The organism is Mycoplana rhizolycopersici, assembly GCF_013378445.1.
In the GTDB taxonomy this organism is placed as follows: domain Bacteria; phylum Pseudomonadota; class Alphaproteobacteria; order Rhizobiales; family Rhizobiaceae; genus Mycoplana; species Mycoplana rhizolycopersici.
This window is the reverse complement of the sequence record NZ_JABXYK010000011.1, coordinates 14981-38139: the sequence shown is the minus strand read 5'-3', so window position 1 is coordinate 38139 and position 23159 is coordinate 14981. Positions and strand designations below refer to the sequence as shown.

Here is a 23159-nt window from a genome sequence, read left to right as displayed (position 1 = left end):
GGCGGACGCCCGTCCGCGTGATAATCGTGCACCGTTTCTCTTTACAGGTTTCCCATCATGAACGCGCCTCACGGCATGGTCGCGATCGGTGCTCCGCCGCGCTATTTCGTCCTGCGAACTGCGATCGTTTTCTGCGCCCCGATGCTCGTCAACGGCATAGCTCTGCCGTTCTTTCCGGTCTGGCTCAGTTCCCTCGCTATGACGGATTGGGAAATCGGCATGGTATTGGCCGTGCCGCTCGTGGTGCGCGTCATCTCCGCTCCGATTGCGGGCGCGATCGCGGACCGGATCGGGGATCGCGCCAGCGTGCTCGTCTGGTCAGGTGCCATGTCGCTTGCCACGGCGGTGGCGCTGCTGTTTGCTGAAAACTTCTGGCCGGTGCTGCTGCTCTACACGCTGCAGGGCATCGTCTACGCTCCCTACCTGCCGATCACCGATGCGATCGCGCTCAGCGGCGTGCGGCGCTGGAACTTCGACTACAGTTCGATGCGATTCTGGGGTTCCGTCGCCTTCATCGTCGCGACCATGGCAGGCGGTTGGCTCTCGGGCATCTTCGGCGGCGCGATGGTGCTGCCGGCGATGACGGTCGGGTTCGTCTCTACCGTCATCGCCGCGTTCGTCGCGCCGAGGATCGGCAAGCCGCGCCGGCCGTCGCCGATATCCGCGCTGGCCGTGGCGCCTGCCGCGCCGACGCGACAACTCGACGTCCAGCTGATGCTGATCGGTGCGGCACTGGTCAACGCCAGCCACGGCATGTTCTATGCCTTCTCGGCGATCCTGTGGGGGGCGGAAGGCTTTTCGGGTACCACGATCGGATTGCTCTTCAGCGTCGGCGTGGCAGCCGAAATCGTCTTCTTCATCTTTGCCGCTCGCATGAGACGGCATTTCAGCCTGTGGGCGATGATCATAACCGGCTGTTTCTTTGCCATCCTGCGCTGGATCATCTTTCCGCACGATCTGGGCTTTTCCGGATACATGGTCCTGCAATGTCTGCACGCACTCACCTATGCGAGCATCCACGTCGGAGTACAGGGACGGATCGTCGAGCGGGTCGCAGAACAGAAGGAGGCCTCCACGCAGGGCCTCTATTTCTTCTACAACGGTATCCTGATGGCGCTGACGACATTCCTGTCGGGATATCTCTACGCCTGGTACGGCATCGCCGGTTTCTATGCGATGTCGCTGGTGGCGGCACTCGGTTGCGCGCTGGTGCTGTCGGCGCGCGCCGTTCAACCCCAGAGGCTGGCTTTCGGCGGAAAGACCAGCGAGCCCTCGTAGCGCAGGCCCGGGTCCCGGTCGCGCGCCAACAGCAGCGGGCCGTCCAGGTCCACGAAATCGGCCCCCTGCGCCAGCAGCACCGCCGGGGCCATCGCCAATGACGAGCCGACCATGCAGCCGATCATCACCTTCAGGCCGAGATGGGAGGCTTCCGTGCGCAGGCCAAGCGCCTCGGTCAGGCCCCCGGCCTTGTCGAGCTTGATGTTGATGGCATCGTAACGGTCCCGCAGATGCACGAGATCGGCGGCAAGATGCACGCTTTCGTCGGCGCAGACAGGTACCAGCCGTTCGATACGGCAAAGGGCAGCGTCGTTGCCCGCCGGCAGCGGCTGCTCGACAAGGGCGATGTTGGCCTCGGCGCAGACCGCCATGTGGTGCTCCAGCGTGTCCTCGCTCCAGCCCTCGTTGGCATCAAGGATGATCTGCGCATTCGGGGCTGCCGCGCGGACGGCACGGATGCGCTCGGCGTCGTCGCCCGTGCCCACCTTCACCTTCAACAGGGTCCGCCCGGCATGCTCCGCCGTTCTTGCGGCCATCTCGGCAGGTTCGCCAAGCGAGATCGTATAGGCGGTTGTGAGCGGTCCCGGTTCGCCGACATTGATGCTCTTCCATACAGGAAGATCGGTCAGCTTCGCCTCCAGATCCCAAAGCGCGCAATCGATGGCGTTGCGGGCAGCGCCGGCGCGCATGCCCCTTCGCAATTCCTCCCGGGAGGCGCCTGCCTCGACGGTTTTCTTTGCCGTCTCGATTTCGGCCAGCACGCTGTCGATCGATTCGCCATAACGGGCATAGGGAACGCATTCGCCCCAGCCGGTGCGCCCGTCCTGGGTGATTCGGCAGACGATGACGACCGCTTCGGTCTTCGTGCCGCGGGATATGGTGAAGCTGCCGGCGATCGGGAAGCGCTCGACGGACGAGCTCAGGTATCTGCGCATCTCTCGTGCTCCCTCCCGAACTTTTTAACTGCCTCAGGGCGTTGCAGCGGCTTCTGTCGGTGACAGATCATGGTCGAGCCGATATGAATCGCGATCATCTGATCCATATCACCATTCGGTCGAGTCGTCCGGGAAGAAGCAAGAGCATTGAAATCTTCAGCCGTTCCAGCCGCTGAAATTGAGGTCGCAGACAATCCGCAAGGCAGCGGGTCGGTCTGGCGGTTGACGGGTGCATGGGGCGCGCAGACGGCCGTGGGTGCCCAGCGCAAACTCGATTCGCTCGTGAAGGGCAATTCGAACGTGCCGCTTGAGATTGATCTCAGCGCGGTCGAACGGATGGATACGGCCGGCGCCTGGCTGCTGCGGCAGGCGATCGGCGAGCGGGAGGAGGCGGGCGGAGAGGTCAAGCTGACCGACCCGCAGGGACGCTTTTCCGACCTGATCAAGGCGCTGCCGGGCAAACTGCGCGAGCCGGCGGGACCGAAGGCCGGCAAGCCGAGCCTGTTCGTGCGCTTCTTCACCCCCATCGGCCGAAATGTGGTGGAGGTTTGGGACGACATGGTCGCGGCGATGTACATCCTCGGCTCGGCCGTTCGCGGGGCGCAGCTCAAGCTCGGCCGGCGCAGCGGCGTGTCGCCGGCGGCGATCGTCAACCAGATCGACCAGATGGGCGTCAAGGCCGTGCCGATCATCATGCTGATGTCGTTCCTGATCGGGGCGATCATCGCCCAGCAGGGCGCTTTCCAGCTTCGCTATTTCGGCGCCGAGGTTTTCGTCGTCGATCTCGTCGGCATCCTGCAGTTGCGTGAGATTGGTGTGCTCCTGACTGCGATCATGATTGCCGGCCGCTCCGGCAGCGCGATCACCGCCGAAATCGGCTCGATGAAGATGCGCGAGGAAATCGACGCGCTGAAGGTGATGGGGCTGTCGCCGGTCGGCGTGCTGGTGTTCCCGCGACTGGTGGCGTTGACTGTGGCGCTGCCGCTTCTGACGATCATCGCCAACTTCGCGGCGCTGGCCGGCGCTGCCGTCGTCGCCAACGCCTATTCCGGCATCACCTACGACACCTTTCTTTCGCGCCTGCGGGAGGCGATCGATATCTCCACCATCGTTTCCGGCATGATCAAGGCGCCCTTCATGGCGCTCGTGATCGGCATCGTCGCTTCGGTCGAGGGGCTGAAGGTGGGCGGCAGCGCCGAGTCGCTCGGCCTGCACGTCACGACGTCGGTGGTCAAATCCATCTTCGTCGTCATCCTCATGGACGGCCTCTTCGCCATGTTCTATGCGGCGATCGATTTCTGATGGAAGAGACGCACGTGGAACGCAAGACGGCACAGGGCGAAAAGACGGATCGCGAGGTCGTGCTCTCGGTCAAGGACCTGACCGTCGGCTTTGGCGACCACCTTGTTCTCGACAAGCTGAACCTCGATATCTATCGCGGCGAGATCCTGGGGTTCGTGGGCGCGTCGGGAGCCGGCAAGTCGGTGCTGATGCGGACCGTTCTCAGGCTTTTGCCCCGCCGCGGCGGCACGATCCGCATCCTCGGCGCCGACTTCGACAAGACGAGCGAGGCGGAGCGTCTTGCGCTCGACATGCGGCTTGGCGTGCTGTTCCAGCAGGGGGCGCTGTTTTCCTCGCTGACGGTTCTGGAAAACATCCAGGTGCCGATGCGGGAATACCTTGACCTGCCGCAGGCGATGATGGACGAGCTGGCGCGCTTGAAGATCGAGCTGGTGGGCCTGGCGCCGGAAGCGGCGGAGAAATTTCCCTCCGAGCTCTCGGGCGGCATGATCAAGCGCGCGGCTCTTGCGCGCGCGCTGGCGCTGGACCCGGATCTCGTCTTTCTGGACGAGCCCACGTCCGGCCTCGATCCGATCGGGGCTGCCGAATTCGATGAATTGATCGCCAAGCTACGAGACACCCTGGGACTTACCGTCTATATGGTGACTCACGATCTGGACAGCCTGTTTTCGGTCTGCGACCGCATCGCCGTGCTCGGCAAGAAGCGGGTGCTGGTCGAAGGGACGGTCGAGGACATGCTGGCGTTCGATGATCCCTGGGTGCAGGCCTATTTCAAGGGAAAGCGCGCCCGCACGATCGTGCGGTCGTAGCGCCACCGACTGGACGCCGCCCGCAGGGTGGGGTTGAATTGCCGCGTCCGAGCGCCGATTCCCGGTGCTTGGGTATTCTGCGACTGCGCACTTTGGCGGTTGCGGTGGATACGGATGGACTGAGAGATCTATGGAAACCAAGGCAAACTACGCAATCGTCGGGTTCTTCACGCTTCTGGTGATCGCGGCCGCCTTCGGGTTCGTCTACTGGATGTCACAATATGGACGCAGCGGCGAGATGGCGCCGCTGGCGATCCGTATCCCGGGGTCGGCCAACGGCCTCAGCGTCGGTTCGCCCGTACGCTTCAACGGTATTCCGGTCGGTTCGGTGCGCAGCCTAGCCATTGATTCAGACGATCCGCGCTATTCCATCGCGCTGACGGAGGTCTCCACAGAGGCGCCCGTCAAGCAGTCCACCTCCGCGGTCCTCGAAGTGCAGGGGCTGACCGGTGCGGCCTATGTCGAGCTTTCCGGCGGGCGGCCGGAGGACCAGAATATCCTCAAGATGGCTCTGGAGTCGGATGGGACGGCCGTTCTAATCGCCGAGCAATCGAGCGTCACCAATCTGCTTGCGACCGCCGACAAGATTCTCAAGCGTGCAGACGACGCCATTTCCGACGTGCAGGGTTTCGTGGCCGATGCGCGCGGACCGCTGACGACGACGATCCGCAATGCGGAGAAGTTCTCCGACGCACTGACGCGCAACTCCGGCAATATCGACAAGTTCCTGCAGAGCGTCGGCGGGCTGTCCGATACGTTCAGCAGCGTTTCGGGTCGCCTCGATTCGACGATGGCGGCGATCGATTCGCTGATCAAGGCCGTGGATGCGCAGAAGATCGACCGCGTCGTCTCCAACGTCGACAAGGTCACCTCGGACCTCGCCGCGGCGTCGGGGGAGGTAAAAGGCACCATCGAAAGCTTCAAGCGCACGGCGGATACCTTTGACGTCGTCGGACGCAACGCCACAGCAACGCTTGACAAGGTGGACAAGCTCGTCGCGGCCGTGGACAGCCAGAAGGTCCAGCTGACGATCAACGACATCAATGCCGCCAGCTCCGACGCCCGCCAGGCGATCGCCTCCATCCGGCAGGTGGCCGACAAGCTCGGTGCGCGCAAGGACGACATCGACCAGACGATCACGGACATTCGCCAGATGGCCGGCAAGCTGAATGCCGCTTCCAGCCGCGTCGACGGGGTTCTGGCCAAGCTCGACGGTTTCCTCGGTGAGGGCGATTCGCAGTCGCTGTTTGCGGACGCAAAGGCAACGCTGGAATCCTTCAAGCAGGCGGCTGACACGCTCAATGCACGGATCGGACCGATCGCCGACAATCTGCAGCGCTTTTCGGGCGGTGGCCTGCGCAATGTCGAGGCGCTCGTCGGCGAAACCCGTCAGACGGTTCAGAGCCTGCAGAACACCATCTCCGACTTCGACAAGAACCCGAGCCGGCTGCTTTTCGGCGGCGAAACGGTGAAGCAGTACGACGGCCGCACCCGCCGGTAACATTCATTCCCGGGGTGCTGCCGGATCACGCCGAACGCGATTAGCCGGCGTCTCTTCTCCCGCAGGTCCGCGGCAACCATTCCGAATGGCCGATTTGCATGGCATGGGCGGCGAATGAAGCGTGTGCCACCGCGTCGCACGCGCCGGCAACTGTGGCGACATTTCCACAGCGCGTGAGGCGATTGGCTTTCCTAGCATTTGTGCCTTCTGCCAGCGGTGACAGCCCGCTGCGCCGCTGCTACAGATTGCATATCGGAGAGATTCGCACAGCATGACGAGTTCTGAAACGGCGAGACGGGGATACGGGTGGACGACGAAGGTCGCGTTCGCGTTCCTGTCGCTATCGGTCTTGCCCGCCTGCGGCACCAAGCCCGTCAACGACACCTACAGCCTGACGTCCGTGCCCGTCGTCGAGGGGCGATCGGTCCGCGGGAAGCAGATCCTGGTTCCCGAGCCGACGGCACTGAAGGCACTGGGAAGCGACCAGGTCGTGGTGCGACCGACGACGTCCGAGATCCAGTATCTCGCCAAGGCGCAATGGAGCGATACGCTGCCGAAGCTGGTGCAGTCCAAGCTCGTCCAGGCCTTCGAGGCCTCCGGTGCGCTCGGCGGCGTCGGCAAGCCGGGTGAGGGGCTGGCGATCGACTATCAGGTCGTGAGCACGCTCAGGGCCTTCGAGGTGCGCACGAACGGGCCTGCGACGGCCGTCGTCGAACTATACGTCAAGATCGTCAACGACCGGAACGGCACGGTGCGGGCTCAGCAGCTGTTCCGGGCCACAGCGCCGGTCTCCGGCAGTGGCGGCCCCGCCTTTGTCTCCGCCCTCGATGCTGCCTTCGCGAGGGCCACAGCGGACATCGTCGGCTGGACGCTGAAGGCGATCTGACAGCCCGGCCAGGCACGTATCGGGGTTCCAGCAGGAACCGCGCGCGCCTGGATGGACAAGCCTCCGTTCCTCACCAATCTTCAGACCCTTTTCCCCTTAGAACGCGCTTCGTGTTACGAAGCCTGCAGCCATCTCTGCCGGAAGTAGGCATAGAGCGGTTCTGACAATCCGAAACGCTCCTGCAGCGTACCGCGAATGGCCGCGAAGTTTGCCGTGGATTGAGGTGATCGAACGAGCCGGTTCAGCCTGTCGCTGGAACGGCGCCGCCGCGTGTGGTGGCGATGATTTCGGATCACCGCTTGTGAACGATATGTGGGAATCTTGAGGGGCCTGCCACATGTAGGCGGCCGGCTGCCTGGCATGCGGGCCAGCCGCTGGCGTTTCTCTTTGGGCGCTACAACTCCTGCCGGGTGCAACGATGCCTGCGGCAGACCGACGCGAAGTCGTGCCGGATAGCCGTACCGGCACAGACTATTCTGGCGCCGGGTTGTCCGATTGCACAGGAACGTAGAGCAACCTGCGATGTCCTTCCTCGGTGAACGAGCCGCTCTTGCAAGGCGGTGCGCAAGCATCGCTACGGAGCGAAGCGGGCGGCGATCGAACAGTGAGGCCATTCAGAAAACAGAAACGGCCGCTCGCGCGGCCGTTTCCCCGTTATCGTTCGGCGTCACGTCTCAGTTGAAGCGACCGGCGGCATGCGCCAGCATGGTGTAGACCTTGCCGGTGTCCGACGTCAGGTAGGACTGCGTCAGAACCTTGTCGCGATCGTTGCGGGCGACGTCTGCCAGAAGTTTCTCGAAGTCGCTGATGTAGCGGTCGACGGCCGTGCGGAACTCCGGCTCGCGCTCGTACTTGCGCTTGATCTCGTCGAACGTCTGCTGGCCCTTCAGCGTGTAGAGGCGACGGGTGAAGACGTCGCGCTCGCCGCGCTGGTAGCGGCGCCACAGGTCGACGGAGGCATCGTGGTCGATGGCGCGGGCGATGTCGACGGACAGCGAGTTCAGCGATTCGACGACGTGATGCGGGTTGCGGGTGTCGGCGCTGCGCTGCGGCTGGTTCTCCTGCCGCTGCGGCTGGCCGAACTGCTGCTCCTCGCGGGAGGCGCCGCGCAGGAGGTCGCTCATCCAGCCACCGCCAGCGGCTGCCGGACGGGCGGCTTCGGCAGCGGCCGGCGTTGCCGGTGCCGCTTCACGGATCGTCGGGGATGCTGCGCGTTCGATGCCGAGCGTGCCGCGCAGTGCCGGGGCAGACTCTTCCTGACGCGGCTGCGGCGCAGGGGTGGAAACCTGCTGGATCGCCTGGGCGACCGTCTGGGCCGCAGTCGGACGTGGCGCCGGCCTGGAGATCTCGAGCCCGTGCGAGGACTTGCCGATGATGTCGGAAAGGTCCTGCAGGGCCTTGATCTGCTCGGATACGGCCCGACGCATGCTGGCTGCGTTTTCCTTGGCCTCCTCCGGCAGGTCGAAGGCGCCGCGCTTCAGTTCGGTGCGGGTCTGGTCGAGCTCGCGACGGATCTCGGACGCAGCGCGGCGAATCTCGTCGGTCGCGCCGGAGAACTTGCCGAGCGCATCCTCCACCGCTTGGCGAAGCGTTTCGCCCATCTGCTTGGTGGTCTCGTCGGACTTCTGGCTCGTCTCGGCGACCAGGCGATCCACGTCGGAAAGCGTCGCACCGACGCTGCCGCGCAGGCGGTTGGCGACGGAACGGCTGCGTTCCTCGGCGTTGGCGAACGCCTCCTCGACAGCCTTTCCGGCATCCTCGCCGGCGCGCGACAGGGTGTCGCGCAGCGTGTTCGACGCGGTCTGGGCGCGTTCTTCCGTCTCGCTCAGGAGGCGGCCGACATCGGCGAAGGACGCCTGAATGCCGCTGCGCAGATTTGTTGCGACCTGTCCGGAACGCTCTTCGGCGCGGGTAAAGGCACCCTCGACCATGCCTTCCAGCGAACGCATCGTGTTTTCGATTTCCTCGGAACGCTGGACCAGGCCGACCGACAGGTTGCGGAGCGCGTCCTGACGTTCCTCGAGCGTGCTGACGAGGTTGGACTGGGCGGCCGACAGCAGGTCGGAGGCCTGCGACAGCAGCTTGGAGTGGTCCTCGAAGCGTCCGACGATGCCGCCGATCTGTGACAACGTACCGGAGGCGACGTCCGAAAGGCGATCGATCTTGCCTTCCAGCAGGCGCGAGGTCGTCGAGACCATGTCGGCGGAGGCGCTGAAGCGTTCGCTCGAGGCGGTGAGCTGGTGATCGACCTTGGAGAGGGTCGACGTCGCCTCGCTGACGAGGTTCGCGATTGCATCGTTGCTGCCGGAAAGCCGGTCGATCAGGCTGAGAACACTACCTTGCAGGCTCGATTCGACGTCACCCAGGGCGCTCGCCGCCTGCTGCGTGCGGGCGGAGATCGCTTCGAGCGTGTCGTTGGTGCGGGCGGAGATCGCATGCAGAAGGGCGGAGTTTTCCGAACGCAGCCGGTCGGTGTTCTCCTGCATCGCGGCAGAAATTCGCTCGGCGGCCTCGCGGCCGGTGGCGGCATACTGATCGATGATCGGCTTGGCCTGCTCGTCGATCAGCCGGCCGAGTTCGGCCGAACGGCTCGCGAGCATCGAGTTGAGCTCGCGGGTGCGGTCGTCGAGCGTCGAGCGGATCGAGTTGCCGCGGGTATCCAGCGCCTTCTCGATGTCGGAGAGGCCGGTGCGGATCGACTGGCTGTGCCCCTCGATGCGGCCCTCGACTTCGGCAAAGCGGGTGACGGCAGCGCTCGTCGTCTCCTCGACGTTTCGGGTGAACGCCTCGTTGCGGGCGGCCAGGTTCTCGGCGAATTCCTCGCCGGCCCGGGAAATGGTTTCGGCCGCACGCTGCGCTTCCGTGCCCATGTCCTGGGCTGCGCGAGAGACCGCACCCCGCAGCGAACTGCTGAGGCTTGCGAATTCCTCGCCGGTCTTGGCGAGCGACTGGGCGGAGCGGACCGCCTCGGTGTCCATTTCCTGGGCTGCCTGCGTGACGGCCTGACGCAGCGTCTGCGCCAGTCCGGCAGCCTTGCCGTCGATCGTGCGGTTGACGTTTTCGAGGCCGATGGACAGGGCTTTGTCCATGGTGGACAGGCGTTCCTCGATGCGGCCGGTGCGTTCGTCCAGCGTTCCGGAAATACGGCTCGTCGCTTCCTCGGTCACGCGGTCGATCTCGGAAGCATGGCCGGTCAGCGTTGCCGAAATGCGCTGGGCGACGGCGTCGCTGGCGTTTTCCAGAGCGCCGATGCCGGAGGAAACCGCGCGGCCGATCGTGCTGGTGGAGGTGGAGGTCGCCCGCTCGATCTGGTCGAGATTGCCCGAGATCGCAAGGTTGATCGCATCGGCGGAAGCCGCCGACGCCCGCTCCAGCTCGCTGATGCTGCCGGAGATGGACGAGCCGATCTGCGCCGATGCATCGCTTGCAGCCCGCTCGAGATCGCTCAGGCGATCGGAGAGAGTGTCGGCGATACGGTTGCCGGCGGCGTCGACCAGGCCGGAAACGTGTTCCACGCTGTTCTGGATACGGCTTTCGAGTGCGCCGAGATTGCCTTCGATACGGCTGCCGGTGTTGTCCAGGCGGACGTTGACGTTGTTGAGCGTCGCATCCATCCGGTTGCCGAAGCTATCAGCAGCCTGGGTGATTTCCTCGGAAGCGGCGCTGAGGCGATCGGCCACGGCGCTTGCGCCATCACGGACTCGGCGTTCGAGGCTGGCGGCGCTCTCGTCGATCGTCTTGCGGAAATTCTCCTCGTGCTGCTCGAGCGACATTTCAAGCATGCCGGCGCTCGTGGCAATCGAGGTGCCGATGGCGGTCGCCTGGTCGCTCAGGGTATCCGAAAGCTGCTGCTTGCCGTCGGCAATCGCAACGTTGATCGCGTTGATGCGGTCGTCCAGCGTGGTGCGGATCTGCTCGTGCGTGGAGACCAGCGACCCGGCCAGTTCGGTGGCGCGCTCGGAAAGGGTGCCGGCGATTTCGGCGGCGCGGCCGGAGAACGCATCCGCAAACTCGGCCACCTGGCCGTGTAGGACACCGCCGATCTGCTGGGTGCCCTCTGAGAGGACGCCCTCGACGCGGTCGGCAGCCTCCGTCATGGCAGCCTTCATGGTCTGCGTGCTGCTGTCGAGCAGCGAGCCGAGCGCAGCCGTGCGGACGCTGACGACGTCGTCGATATCCTGGGCGGCGCCGGCGATCTGGCGGGCTGCGCCGGACACGGCGCTTTCGACGCGATCGGCCGCGCTGCGCACGGTCGATTCCAGCGCGCCACCGGACTGCTCGAGCATCGCCGCCAAGGCAGCGGTGCGCTCGGAAAGCGCGGTGTCGATACGGTTATGGCTTGCGGCGACCGACGACGTGATCTCGTCGGCGCGGCCTGCCAGTGCCTCTTCCATGCGCGTCTGCGCGGTGTCGATGCTGACGACGAAGCCAAGCGTGCGAGCGTCGAGCGCGTCGGTGAGGCGTTCCTCGCCGGCGGCGATCGTTTCGACCAGCCGGTCGGCGCGACCTGCCAGTGCCTCTTCCATGCGGGTCCGGGCGGTGTCGACGCTGGTGACGAAGCCGAGCGTGCGAGCGTCGAGCGCGTCGGTGAGGCGTTCCTCGCCGGCGGCGATCGTTTCGACCAGCCGGTCGGCGCGGCCTGCCAGTGCCTCTTCCATGCGGGTCTGGGCGGTGTCGACGCTGGCGACGAAGCCAAACGTGCGGGCGTCGAGCGCGTCGGTGAGGCGTTCTTCGCTCGCGGCGATCGTTTCGACCAAACGGTCAGCGCGGGCGCCGAAGCCGCTTTCAAGGCGATCCTGGGTCTGGCTAAGGCCGCCGAGTAGGGCGTCGGTACGCTCGCTCAGGGCGGACTGCATCTTTTCGTGGGCGTCGACCAGCGAGCCCTGAAGACGCTTTTGGGCGTCCTTCATGACGCTGCGCATCTGCTCCTGGGCGCCGTCGACGGACGCGCGGATCTGGTCCGCATGGCCCTTGACGGCGCTTTCGAAGACCTCCTGCCCAGTGCCGAGCGCGGTGGTGATGGCGAAGGACTGGTCGGTGAGCGTCGTGCCGATACGTTCGATGCTCGAATTGAGGATACCCTCAATTGCTTCGTTGCCGCCGCTGATGGTCTCGTTCAGGCGGCCGAGGCTTTCCATGAGCTTGGTGTCGAGCGAGCCGGCGCGCTGGTCGAACGCTTCGGCGAAGTCCGACAGCCGCTGGTCGAATGCACCGGCGACATGGCCGATCGTCGCCTGCAGCTTCTCATCGAAGAAGCCGGAGCGAAGGTCGAGATCCATGATGGTGTCTTCGGCGGCGCTCTTGAGGTTCTGGCGGAACTGCGCCCCCTTCTCGTCGAGGGTGGCGTTCATCGTCTGGATCACGTCGTCGAGGCCGCTGGTGATCGCGTGCTGGCCGACAGTCAGGCTTTCGTTGATCTCGCGGGTGCGGGCGATCAACGTCTCGTTGAGCTGGCGGGCGCGCTCATTGAGCGCGGCGTTGAGCTTTTCGGTGTTCGCATCAAGCGATGTTGCACGGGTCTCGAACTGCTTGAGCAGCGCTTGCCCCTGCTTGTCGAGGGTTGAGGAGAGGTTCTCCAGACGATTGTCGAACTCGTTTGCCAGCGCGAAGCCCGAAGAGTTGAGCGTCGACAGCAGCGAGTCGGTGCGCGCGGCCAGCATGGCGCCGATCGTCTGCGTCGCGCCGTCGGACTTCTCCATCAGCATGGCGGAGCGGGTATCGATCATCGCGGCGAAGGCCTCGCCCGAGGTGGCGATGCGCGAGGCGATGTTCTCGCTTGCCGATTCCAGGTCCTGGCGAAGCTGTTCGTTGGCGCTCGAAATGGTGGTGCGGATGCGTTCGGAGTGATTGACGATCGCCTCGCGCTCGGTGCCGAGTTCCTGCACCAGCGTGCGGACGCGGATCTCGTTGTCGGCGTAGCTGCGCTCCAGCGCATTGACTTCGGAATGGACGAGCGTCTCGAGTTCGGTGGCGCGCGCGATGGTCCGCTCGATGCCTTCGTTCATGGCCGAGACTTCGCGGCGGACGGCCTGGCCGACGGACATGATGCGCTCGGCGGCGACCGTTTCCGGCTCGGAGAGGCGCAGGGCGACCTCGGCCATCGAGCGGGCTGCGTTGCGCAGTTCCTGGGCACGGGAGATCATCGTCGCAAAGGCGAAGAAGAGCATGATCGGCATGATGATCGCGACCAGCATGCCGATTGCGCCGGGCAGGGCGATCAGATCGGCGACCGAGCGGATCTGCCAGATCTGCGGCGCATAGAGAAGGTTGGCGATGCCGAGGCCGCCGATGACCCAAAAGGCAGAGATCAGCGCCGCCATGCGGATCGCCGAACGGCTGGAGCGCATTTCGAGTGTGCGCAAGATCGCGGCCGGGGACTTGCGGGAGGCGTCGTTGGCCGGCGTAAAGGCCGGGCTCTTGGGGGCGGGTTCGGGCGAGGCGGCTTTCTTCTCGGCCTTCTCCGTCTGTGCGCTGGCACGCATGGCCGGCTTGAGCGCGGCATCGGCGCTATTCGCAGCCGCCGTGTCTCTCGTCGAACTTGCCGATGCCGAACTTGCGGGAGGCGTGGGGGCCGGATTTTCTGGTGTCGCCGGTGCGAGATCGTCGAAGTCGATTTTCAGCGCTTCTTCCAGGGCCTGGAAGGCGGTGTCGTCGATCGACTCTGTTGTTTTCTTCGTCGCCATGCGAATACGCCTCGTTACATTGTACGGAAGCGATATGGGTCTCCTGCCGCCAAGTCAGGTGACCGAACCGTCCTTCCGATCGCGGCGGGTGCCAGATGCAGAGGCATCATGCCGTCTGCGGCGTGCCCGCCACTTCCTACTCTAAACGCGTCTGATAACCCGAAATTCTTAAGGCTGTTACCTTTGGAATTCGTTTATCCACCAGGACTGCCCCCCGATCTGGGATGAACATGTCCTAATCGTATCGTAGTGACACATTAGCGTGTCTCGCACAATTGACGGGCATGACGGCAGGTATGGTTCCTAACAGAAAGTTAATGGCAAAATCCGGTGTATCATAGCGGAAAGACACGAAATTCGCACATTCCGGCAACCGTTAACCATAGTTGGCGAATTTCGCGCGCCGGCGGGGACGGATTTACCTGAGCGCACATCTCTCGCATCCAGACTGCATTGGCCGGCACGAGCGGGCGGCGCGGTTGCCAAGGGCACGAAATCGCCTGGTCGCACCTTCAGGGCTTTGCGGCCACGCGCAGAAACTGGTCAGGAGATATCGCCATGATAGCAGAAGGCACGCTTTCGCAGTCGGCTCCGGCATGCGCCGGAACGAAGCCGGCGCCGGCGGTCGATCTCGACCATCTGGCACGGCAGACGATGGGGGACGACGACATCCGACGCGAGGTGCTGATCCTGTTCGTGGAGGTCGCCGACGGTGTCCTGGCCGAGCTTGCCACCGCCGACGAGGCGAACCGCGGCGCGCTGGCGCACCGGCTGCTGGGGGCCGCGCGCGGTATCGGTGCGCATTCAGTCGCCGCAGCCGCGCAAGTGCTCGAAGACGAGCCGGCCTCTTCGAGAGGTCTGAGCGACCTGGCGGAAGCCGTCTCTTCCGCAAAGGCGTTCATCGCGGGTCTGCGATAGGCGAGGCCGCCGCATCCTGTCCTCCGGCAGGGAACCGTTGTGACGCAGGATGAACAGCGCCTGCCGCCGTTGTGCTGGCGCAGGCCCCGGCGGGCGGGCGATGTTGACTGTCGTTTGGAATTGTTGGAAGTAACCGGCAACGCAATACAGCGTCTTCCTTCGGGAGTTGCAGGCGCAGCATGCCCGCATTCGACGCGATACGAAACAATCGATCCGGAATTCACGATGACCAAGCTTACAATCGTCGCATTCGATGGAACCGCCAACGATCTGGAGGTGGCCAACGGTTCAACCGTCATGGAAAATGCGGTGCGCAATTCGATCCCGGGGATCGAGGCCGAATGCGGCGGGGCGTGTGCCTGTGCGACCTGTCATGTCTATGTCGACGAGAAATGGACCGAGATCGTGGGACCTCCGGAAGCGATGGAGGAGGACATGCTCGACTTCGCCTATGACGTCCGCCCGACGTCACGGCTCAGCTGTCAGATCAAGATGTCCGATGCGCTGGATGGCCTTGTGGTCCATGTGCCCGAGCGCCAGGGCTGAGCGGCATTGCGCCGTCCTGCCGTGTGCGCGAGCCTGTGAGGGCTGGCGGGTGCGGCGATGACGGGCGGCGAAAACGCTGACGTGCTGATCATCGGGGCTGGGCCTGCGGCGCTGTTTGCCGTCTTCCAGCTCGGCATATACGGCCTGCGCTGCCACCTGGTGGATGGGCTGGACAAGGCAGGTGGCCAGTGTGCCGTGCTTTATCCGGACAAGCCGATCTACGACGTGCCGGGCTTTTCGCAAATCGACGGCGACGAACTGACCGAGCGGCTTCTGGCGCAGGCCGCACCCTTTGAACCCCGTTTCCGCTTCGGCCGCACGGTCATGGACGTCGCCCCCGTAGGCCATGGGCGGTGGGAGCTGCGGCTGGATGACGGCACTTGCATCCGGGCCGGCTATGTCATCCTTGCGGCGGGCCTCGGGCTTTTTTCGATGCCAGCCGGTGGACGCACCGATGAGGCGCAACTCGTTCCCGGCCCTGTCGCGGACTGGCCGTTCGCGCGTGGTCGCGCCGGTTTCAGCGTCGATCCGGCGACATACGAAACGTCATGTGCGGGCATCTTTGCGATCGGTGACGCCTGCGACTACCCCGGCAAGGTCAAGCTCATCCTGTCGGGATTTCACGAAGCCGCTCTCGCAACGCAGGAAATCCGCAAGCGCGTGGCCGGCGGCGGGCGTGTTCCGATCGAATATACGACGACATCGAAGCGAATTTGGGAGCGGCTCGGGCGGAGTTGAGGACAGGTTCCAAAAAAGTGCCTCGCCGGTCCAAGGACAAGCGAGGCGAGGAGGGCGCATCGTTAGCTCGCGTGGGAGGTGACGCCAGCATCACAGAGAGGACGCGCCAGGAGAAACCGCAAAAAATCCGCAAACTTCCTTTCGAAAACTGCTTGAAGTCTTCGAACATTTGTCATTTGCCAAATTATGCCGATTCGCCCCTTCACGCTATCGCTAGAATTCACCATTCATTTTGTGGGCTGATCCGTGCCGAAAGCGTTCACCACAGGACGCGCGGTGCAGGTCTACTGCGTCCGCTCAAGACGATGGGTCAGAAGCCGCAGCATGCGCTCGTTGAAATTGTGGGCCTCGACGCGGTCGAAGCGGGCCTGATCCTTGTCATGCGCCTCCACCGCGGCGGCGGTGATGCGATCCACCCTGGCCTGCAGCCTGGCGCAGTCCTTTTCGGGGCGCAGCGCCTTCAGGGAGCGTTCGAGGTCGCGGGCGTGGTTGCGGGCGATTTCCGCATGGCGCTCCTCGTGGCGCTTGATGTCGGACGAAAGCGTATCCCAGATCAGGCCGAGCGACTTGGAAGCGGAACGGCGATGTTTCCAGCGTGGCAGGATGATATTGGTCGTCAGCGTGACCTTTGTATCGCCGACATAGCATTTTCCGCCTCGCTTGACGTAGGTGACTGAACCGCCAAAACGGATGCGCGTGGCGCCGGGATGGCGCGAACCGGTGTTCTTCATCTTCGGGCCGCGCTTGCTGAGTTCGTCGTCAAGCTCGGCTGCAGTACGTCCGCCGACCGAGAAATAGGAGAAGGTCTTGTTGGTGATCGTATCGCCATGGGACGGCGTTGCTACGGCGGCCAAGGAGGCAAGAACCAGGAGCGGGCGGAGCTTCTTGGCGATGGACTGCATGTTTTTCCTCGGGCGCCGTGTCGGTCGGTCTGTGAGATGGCGCCACTCTAGGCGGGTTTATTGTTCAAAGGTTTAATGCTGTCGCGGTCGCTGTGGACGGTCGCCGCCGATGGCAGTTGAACTCGACCTGAGCTTGGGGCATAGCCTCAGCGCGCGCAACAGCTTTCCGGACTGATCGCGTCCTGTTGAAGGAGCTTGCCATGTTCTCAGCCTTCGCGCCTTTCGAGCCTTTCCAGTGGTCCCTTGCACACGGACGTAGCCTGCTACTAGGGCCTCAAGGCCTGATCATGGCAATCGTGAACGTCACGCCCGATTCTTTTTCCGATGGCGGACGCCACGATACGGTCGACAGGGCAGTCGAATATGCGCTGCGCTGTCTGGAGCAGGGGGCGCACATCGTCGATATCGGCGGCGAATCCACCCGCCCCGGCGGGGCATCGGTTTCGGCCGGCGAGGAGCAGGACCGTGTGCTCCCGGTCATCGAAGCGCTTGTGCGGGCGGGGCAGGCGGTGATTTCCATCGACACCTACCGCGCCGAGACCGCGCGGCTGGCAATCGCCGCCGGCGCCCATATCGTCAACGACGTGCACGGCCTGCAACGGGAACCAGCGATCGCCGAAGTGGCGGCGGCGACCGGCGCCGGACTCTGCATCATGCATACCGGGCGCGACCGGCAAAAGCTGGCCGACGTCATCGAAGACCAGTTCTCCTTCCTGGAAACATCCCTGCGGATCGTCCGCGAGGCGGGCGTTGCCGACGGCGCGATCGTGCTCGATCCCGGTTTCGGCTTTGCCAAGGATACCGACGAGAACATCGAGCTGATGGTTCGCTTCGAAGAGCTGTCGCGATTTGCGCGGCCGATCCTCGTCGGCACCTCGCGCAAGCGGTTCGTCGGTGCGGTCACCGGGCGCGATGCCGCCGACCGTGACGCCGGCACCGCGGCGACGACGGCGCTGCTGCGAATGGCGGGCGCGGCGATTTTCAGGGTCCACGATGTCGCAATCAACAGGGATGTGCTCATGATGGCTGATGCTATGGTGGATGCACGACTTAGGCTTTGCGGGCGCACGGGCGCCTGAAGAAAGAACGCAAGATGACGACGATCTACACCATTACGCTCAAAAACTGCGCGTTCTTCGCCCGGCACGGACTGCACGACGCCGAGGAGTTCCTCGGCCAGCGCTTCTTCGTCGATGCCGAACTGGAGGTCTCGCCGTCGCAACCGCTTTCAGACGACCAGATCGAATCGACGGTGGACTACGGCGTGGCCTTCGAGGCGATCGAGGCGATCGTGACGGGACGCCGCCGCTTCCTGATCGAGGCGCTGGCGCAGGAGATAGCGGTCGCGCTCTGCGCGCGCTTTCCGCAGATCCGGCGGGCCAAGATTTCCGTTCGCAAGCCGAACGCGCCGGTGGCCGGTGTGCTCGACTACGTGCAGGTGACGGTCGATCATGTCGTCTGAGGTAGGGCCCCATCGCGCGACATTGGGGCTGGGCGGCAATATCGGAGATCCAGTTGAGGCGATGCGCAAGGCACTTGCCGGTCTCGACCGGCGGGGGGATTGCGGCGTTCTCGCCGTTTCGCGCCTCTACCGTACGCCGCCATGGGGAAATACCGACCAGGACTGGTTCTTTAATGCCTGTGCGCTGATTTCGACCGATCTTTCGCCCGAGGCGTTGCTCGACGCCTGCCTTTCGGTGGAGCGGGAGATGAAGCGCGAGCGCATCGAGCGCTGGGGGCCGCGGACGATCGATATCGACGTGCTGACCTACGACGACGTGACGCTTGCCGGCGAGACGCTGGAAATTCCCCATCCGCGCATGACGCAGCGCGGCTTCGTGCTGATGCCGCTTGCCGATATCGCGCCGGATCTCGTCGTGGCGGGCAGCCCGGTCTCGTCATGGCTCGCGCAGGCCGACGTTACGGGCATCGAGCGGGCAAGCGACGATGGCAACTGGTGGCGAAAAGCGGCCGATCCTACTTGATCGAGCCGACCGCCATCGTATCGACCTTGCGGTTCAGTGACATGCCGATCACCGGCACCATCTTGTCCTCGACCTTGACCGAGATCGTGATGTTCATCGTGTTGTCGTCCTGGAGGCGGGCGATCATGGCGCCGTTCAGCTTCTGGCGGTTGATCGCGACGACGACCTTGTCGCCGGAGACGTTACCCGACAGGATATCCAGCCCCTTGCCGGCCGCGCCGTCGAGGAACTTGCCCTTGTAGGTTCCGCCTGCACGGGTGATGAGCGCGGACATCGGCTGCTTGAAGACGCCGACGCGGCAATGCCCGTCGAGCTTGATGCCGGTGCCCTCGGACACTTCGGAATCACCGCTGAGATTGCAGGTGAACTTCGTGCCCTTGTACTTTCCGGCGACGATTTCGCCCGGGCCCTGCCAGTTTCCGCTCACCTGATCGAAGAACGCCTTGTCGCGCTCGGCAGCCTGCACCGGGGTTGCGACGGTGGAGGCGGCGAGGAGAGCCGCTGCGGCGCCGCGGGCAATCAAAGAGGTGCGCGAGTACATGAACGATCCTTGACGGGCTGGTCGATTGTTGGGTTCAGCCTTGCGCTAAAATGGTTAATGAACGGTTTCGCGTGGGGCTCGGCAGCATCGTTTTGAGGCGGCTTGCAGCGGTTGTCCACCGGCCCGTGCCGCGCGCTACACCGTTTCCTTGCCCTTGCCGCCGAGCGCTGCGGGGGCGAGGTCGGAAAGGAAATCGCCGATGCCCGGACGCCTCAATGCGCGGAAGGGCATGGGGCGGCAGAGGTCCATGGCGGCAATGCCGATCCGGGCCGTCATCAGCCCGTTGATCACGCCTTCGCCGAGCCGTGCCGAGAGCTTCGATGCCAGGCCGTGGCCAAGGACCTGCTGGACGAGGCTGTCGCCGACGGCGATCGAGCCGGTGACGGCGAGGTGGGCGATGACGTCGCGCATCAGGCGCAGCATGCCGAGACTGCCCGGCCTGCCACCGTAAAGCTCTGCCATGGCGCGGATCAGCCGGCTGCTTTCGAACAGAACGTAGCCGAGATCCACGAGCGCCCGCGGCGAGACCGCGGTGACGATCGAGACCCGTTTGGATGCGGCGAGGATGAGGGCGCGGGCCTCGCGGTCGAGCGGCGCCAGCATCTCGCGCTCGGCGAGATCGAGGAGATGCGGTCCGTCGATGATCTCCCCTTCGGTTTCCAGCAGGCGGGTTCGCCCGCGGGCCGTCTGCGGCCGGCCGGCAAAGAGATGGACGAGTCGGGCGACGACCTTTCTGGCGGGCGCGGGGGCAGGCAGGGCTGCGGCCTCCATCGCTTCCTGCTTGATGTCCTGCACGGCCGCCAGCCGACGCAGGCCGAAGAGCTCGCGCGCCACGAGGGCAAGGACGGCAAGGACACCGACCGTGGCAGCACCCACGGCGAGATAGCCAAGCCCGTCGCTGCGGGTGAAAAGGTCACGGATGAGGCTGTCGATCCACAGGCCGACCGCAAGCGAGAACAGGATGCCGAATGCGGCGGAGGCAACCTTGCCGAGGGTCAGCCGGCGTCGCCGCGGAAGCGCCTCTTGCGGCGGGGCGAGCTCAGGCAGGTCGATCGTCGTCGCCGCGAACGGATCGTCCGTGTCCGGCGTCAGGATCAGGCCCTCGTCATGGTGCGAGGGTGCGCGCGGCGTCCTGCGGGCTTTCGGTTCCTTCTGTTCGCCTTGCGGATCGTCGGGGATGGCAAAGGCTGCGGGACGCCGGCCGGCGTTGGGTTTGTCGGTCATGCCAGCCGGTCTCCGATCAGATACTGCATCGCGCGGTCGAGCCGGATGTGGGGGATTGCGAGCCTGAGTTCGCCGCCGGGCGCCTCCATTTCCGGCGGTCGGAAGCGGACGAAGTTGAGTGTCGGCGCCAGCGGTTCTTCGGAATTCGATTCAATGGCTTGAAAAAATGAATCCGGATTCTCCGGCAAGTCACCGGGAAATATGGCGGTTTTCCGCTTTCCGTCGAAGGTCTCGCCGTCGATGCACTCGCCCGCAATCGGCGTGCCGACGATGACGGGAAGCGTCGTGCCGTCCTGCTTGACCGTCGCCTCGCGGGTGGCGCGGACGGATGCCAGCGCCATCACTTCCACGCCCGCGCCACTGAGACCAATGCGATTGATCGCGCGGTCGACGAGCCGGCGCGTCAACGCCTCCAGATGCGGATGGCTCTCGTGATGGAGGTGATCGGCCTTGGTCGCCGCCACCACCACGCGATCGATGCGGCGTGTCAGGAACGAGGACAGGAATCCGTTTGCGCCGGGGCGGAAGCACGCCATGACGTCGCCGAGCGCGCGTTCGAGATCCTGCACGGCTTCCGCGCCGCGGTTGACCGCCTGCAGCGCGTCGATCAGCACGATCTGGCGATCCAGGCGCGCGAAGTGTTCCCGGAAGAACGGCTTGACAACATGGGCCTTATAGGCCTCGTAGCGGCGCTCCATCATGGCCCAGAGCGACCCCTTCGGTGCCCGGCCTTCCGGTAGTTTCGGCAGCGGCGCGAAGGTGAGCGCCGGCGAGCCTTCCAGATCGCCCGGCATCAGGAAGCGGCCGGGTGGCAGCGTCGACAGAGACCGCTCGTCGGACTTGCAGGCTTTCAGATAGGCCGTGAAGGCTTGCGCGAGGCGGCGCGCATCCGCCTCGTCGGCGGGGGCGCGTGCATCTGACAGCGCCATGGCGGAGAACCATTCCGCCGACAGGACGCGGCGGATCCCGGTCTGCGCGAGCGCAATCGTCGTCTCGCTGAAGGTGCGGAAGTCCTGCGCGAGCAGGGGCAGGTCCAGCAGCCATTCGCCCGGATAGTCGATCACGTCGACCGAAAGGCGGCCGGGAGACCACAGCCTTCCCCAGCCGCTGGCACTTTCGTAGTCGAGCGTGATGCGCAATTGCGAGATCGCGCGCGTCGAATCCGGCCAGACCCGTTCGCCGACGAGCGCGCGGACGTGGTCCTCGTACTGGAAGCGGGGTACGGCATCGTCCGGCTGGGGCTCGAGGCGGACGCGCGAAATGCGGCCGGAGCGCATGGGTTCGAACAAGGGCAGGCGGCCGCCGTTCAGCAGATTATGCACGAGTGAAGAGATGAACACGGTCTTGCCGGCGCGCGAAAGGCCCGTCACGCCGAGCCTGATCGTGGGGTTCACAAGGCTGGCGGCGCGGTCGCCGAGGTTGTCGAGTGCGATCAGCGCATCGTCAGCAAGGTTGGTCAGTGTCGGCAATCGCTTCTTCCACGTCGGTCGGCTTCAATGGCGATATAGGTGCCGGCGTCAGCCGGGAAAAGGCGAGGACGACTGAAATGCCGCTACCAGCCACTCAGCGGCCGGAGCGCGGCGTCATGAAGCATGAGAGGCGGCCGCCCGAATAATCCCTGTCGCTCGGCCGGCGGTCGAAGTCGATCGTAGCGAGTGCTGCCGTCGGGAAGCCGTTCGGGGCGGTTGCATCGGCGATCGGCTGGCCAACGACGATTCGGAAGAATTCCTCCACCATCGGATTGTGGCCGACGATCAGCACAGCAGTTTCCTCGCGCTCCGCAAAGGCGACTTCCGCATAGGAATCGATCGTCCCGCCATACAGTGTGTCGACATATTGGATCGGCAGGTCCTCACCGAAGACGCGGCGCAGCGGTTCTGCCGTTTCCTTGCACCTGATGGCGGTGGAAGAGATCACGAGCTGGGGATGATAGCCCTGGTCGGCCATTTCGGCGGCGATCACTTCCGCTTCCGCATAACCCTCGTCGTCGAGCGTGCGGTCGAAATCGGTTTTTCCGGGGGACGCCCAGCCTGCGCGTGCATGCCTGAGCAGGTACAATCTGTAGACGCCTGATGCCGTCGCTGCCAAGTCCAGGTCCTCTTTGCCCGCCGCGCTGCCTTCGCGTTTCGTTTTCGATCCGCCAGCAAAAAAGATCAACTCATTTTGCTTCCCTGGCAAGGCGGGGAACCAAATAGATCGGCTATCCGTTACTTGCCTGCGCCGGAGGCGCTTGACGCGTCGACGGAAGGAACGGCGAACATCCCTGTGGAAGGCGCGACTGACGCGGCGTGAACCCGGCAAACGGGCGAAAGTTACAAGCTGCTGTTATCGTGATGAAATATTAGCCGGATAGACTGAATTTCGAGCAGATTCAAAAATCGGTTTACAAGATCAGTCAGGCTTGAATCGGCTCTTTCAGAGGGATATACAGCGCCCTTGAGATGTTCTTCAGGAGAATCGCGTTGAGTGAGAAGATCGATCTTAGTACCTTTGTCCTCAATGAAGACGAAGAGTTCATGAATGCCAACCAGCGTGCCTACTTTCGAGCGAAGTTGAACGCCTGGAAAAACGACATTCTGCGCGAGGCGCGCGAAACCCTCGATCACCTCGCCGAAGAAAGTGCCAACCATCCCGACCTTGCGGACCGGGCATCCTCCGAAACCGACCGTGCCATCGAACTGAGAGCCCGCGATCGACAGCGCAAGTTGATCTCGAAGATCGACGCAGCCCTGCAGCGGCTCGACGAAGGCACCTACGGCTATTGCGAGGAAACCGGCGAGCCGATCGGTCTCAAGCGCCTCGACGCCCGACCGATTGCAACGCTGTCGATCGAGGCGCAGGAGCGCCACGAGCGTCGCGAGAAGGTCTACCGCGACGAGTAATCGCCTGTGGCGTGCGACGAGGAGGTCGT

At 64.3% G+C, this 23159-nt stretch carries 19 protein-coding genes; 12 read left to right on the top strand and 7 right to left on the bottom strand.

What is annotated here, in order from left to right:
* Positions 1-57: 57 nt before the first annotated feature.
* Positions 58-1278, top strand: a complete 1221-nt coding sequence (locus HV823_RS17630) for an MFS transporter (RefSeq protein WP_176951056.1) — start codon at positions 58-60, stop codon at positions 1276-1278.
* Here the strand turns inward: HV823_RS17630 and dgcA are convergent.
* Positions 1230-2213, bottom strand: a complete 984-nt coding sequence (dgcA, locus tag HV823_RS17625) for an N-acetyl-D-Glu racemase DgcA (RefSeq protein WP_176951055.1) — start codon at positions 2211-2213, stop codon at positions 1230-1232. The genes HV823_RS17630 and dgcA overlap by 49 nt on opposite strands.
* Before the next feature lie 147 nt (positions 2214-2360).
* Here dgcA and HV823_RS17620 point away from each other — a divergent pair, with 147 nt between their 5' ends.
* The 4 genes from HV823_RS17620 (at position 2361) to HV823_RS17605 (ending at position 6711) form a co-directional block, all read left to right on the top strand.
* A complete protein-coding gene (locus HV823_RS17620) occupies positions 2361-3515 on the top strand; it encodes an ABC transporter permease (RefSeq protein ID WP_176951054.1) in 1155 nt (384 codons plus the stop codon).
* The gene (locus tag HV823_RS17615; protein ID WP_176951053.1) at positions 3515-4324 is read left to right on the top strand and encodes an ABC transporter ATP-binding protein; all 810 of its coding nucleotides are present in this window, start codon (positions 3515-3517) and stop codon (positions 4322-4324) included. Before HV823_RS17620 ends, HV823_RS17615 begins: the two co-directional genes overlap by 1 nt.
* Positions 4325-4454: 130 nt before the next feature.
* Positions 4455-5825 (top strand): MlaD family protein, encoded by a 1371-nt coding sequence (locus tag HV823_RS17610; RefSeq protein WP_176951052.1) that lies wholly within the window; start codon positions 4455-4457, stop codon positions 5823-5825.
* A 271-nt stretch (positions 5826-6096) separates the two neighbouring features.
* Positions 6097-6711: an ABC-type transport auxiliary lipoprotein family protein gene (locus HV823_RS17605; RefSeq protein WP_176951051.1), complete on the top strand. Its 615-nt coding sequence runs from the start codon at positions 6097-6099 to the stop codon at positions 6709-6711.
* 674 nt (positions 6712-7385) lie between these two features.
* On the opposite strand, the gene HV823_RS17600 is transcribed toward HV823_RS17605, so the two are convergent.
* Positions 7386-13394 carry an apolipoprotein A-IV repeat region-like domain-containing protein gene (locus tag HV823_RS17600; RefSeq protein WP_176951050.1) on the bottom strand — a complete coding sequence of 2003 codons (6009 nt, stop codon included), beginning with the start codon at positions 13392-13394 and terminating at the stop codon, positions 7386-7388.
* Positions 13395-13952: 558 nt separating this feature from the next.
* Here HV823_RS17600 and HV823_RS17595 point away from each other — a divergent pair.
* From HV823_RS17595 to HV823_RS17585, 3 genes are all read left to right on the top strand, one after another.
* Positions 13953-14312 (top strand): Hpt domain-containing protein, encoded by a 360-nt coding sequence (locus HV823_RS17595; RefSeq protein WP_176951049.1) that lies wholly within the window; start codon positions 13953-13955, stop codon positions 14310-14312.
* A gap of 225 nt (positions 14313-14537) precedes the next feature.
* Positions 14538-14858: a 2Fe-2S iron-sulfur cluster-binding protein gene (locus HV823_RS17590; protein ID WP_176951048.1), complete on the top strand. Its 321-nt coding sequence runs from the start codon at positions 14538-14540 to the stop codon at positions 14856-14858.
* A gap of 57 nt (positions 14859-14915) precedes the next feature.
* Entirely contained in the window at positions 14916-15596 is a 681-nt protein-coding gene (locus HV823_RS17585) for an NAD(P)/FAD-dependent oxidoreductase (RefSeq protein ID WP_176951047.1), read from the top strand.
* A gap of 284 nt (positions 15597-15880) precedes the next feature.
* Here the strand turns inward: HV823_RS17585 and HV823_RS17580 are convergent, their stop codons facing one another.
* On the bottom strand, positions 15881-16498 hold the full coding sequence (locus tag HV823_RS17580; RefSeq protein WP_176951046.1) for a DUF922 domain-containing Zn-dependent protease: 618 nt from the start codon (positions 16496-16498) through the stop codon (positions 15881-15883).
* A 200-nt stretch (positions 16499-16698) separates the two neighbouring features.
* On the opposite strand from HV823_RS17580, the gene folP reads away from it, so the two are divergent.
* The 3 genes from folP to folK are packed head-to-tail and all read left to right on the top strand — an operon-like array spanning position 16699 to position 18483.
* Positions 16699-17577 (top strand): dihydropteroate synthase, encoded by an 879-nt coding sequence (gene folP, locus HV823_RS17575; protein ID WP_176951045.1) that lies wholly within the window; start codon positions 16699-16701, stop codon positions 17575-17577.
* 14 nt (positions 17578-17591) lie between these two features.
* A complete protein-coding gene (gene folB / locus HV823_RS17570; RefSeq protein WP_176951044.1) occupies positions 17592-17960 on the top strand; it encodes a dihydroneopterin aldolase in 369 nt (122 codons plus the stop codon).
* Positions 17950-18483 carry a 2-amino-4-hydroxy-6-hydroxymethyldihydropteridine diphosphokinase gene (folK, locus tag HV823_RS17565; protein ID WP_176951043.1) on the top strand — a complete coding sequence of 178 codons (534 nt, stop codon included), beginning with the start codon at positions 17950-17952 and terminating at the stop codon, positions 18481-18483. Before folB ends, folK begins: the two co-directional genes overlap by 11 nt.
* Here folK and HV823_RS17560 read toward each other — a convergent pair.
* The 4 genes from HV823_RS17560 to HV823_RS17545 form a co-directional block, all read right to left on the bottom strand.
* Positions 18476-19024, bottom strand: coding sequence for a hypothetical protein (locus HV823_RS17560; RefSeq protein ID WP_176951042.1), 549 nt, complete (start codon positions 19022-19024; stop codon positions 18476-18478). The genes folK and HV823_RS17560 overlap by 8 nt on opposite strands.
* Before the next feature lie 135 nt (positions 19025-19159).
* Positions 19160-20248, bottom strand: a complete 1089-nt coding sequence (locus HV823_RS17555; protein WP_176951041.1) for a YcjF family protein — start codon at positions 20246-20248, stop codon at positions 19160-19162.
* Entirely contained in the window at positions 20245-21717 is a 1473-nt protein-coding gene (locus tag HV823_RS17550) for a YcjX family GTP-binding protein (RefSeq protein WP_246301620.1), read from the bottom strand. Before HV823_RS17550 ends, HV823_RS17555 begins: the two co-directional genes overlap by 4 nt.
* 94 nt (positions 21718-21811) lie before the next feature.
* Positions 21812-22336: a SixA phosphatase family protein gene (locus HV823_RS17545; protein WP_176951040.1), complete on the bottom strand. Its 525-nt coding sequence runs from the start codon at positions 22334-22336 to the stop codon at positions 21812-21814.
* Between the two features lie 374 nt (positions 22337-22710).
* On the opposite strand from HV823_RS17545, the gene dksA reads away from it, so the two are divergent.
* Positions 22711-23130: an RNA polymerase-binding protein DksA gene (gene dksA / locus HV823_RS17540; RefSeq protein ID WP_097140969.1), complete on the top strand. Its 420-nt coding sequence runs from the start codon at positions 22711-22713 to the stop codon at positions 23128-23130.
* Positions 23131-23159 lie beyond the last annotated feature (29 nt).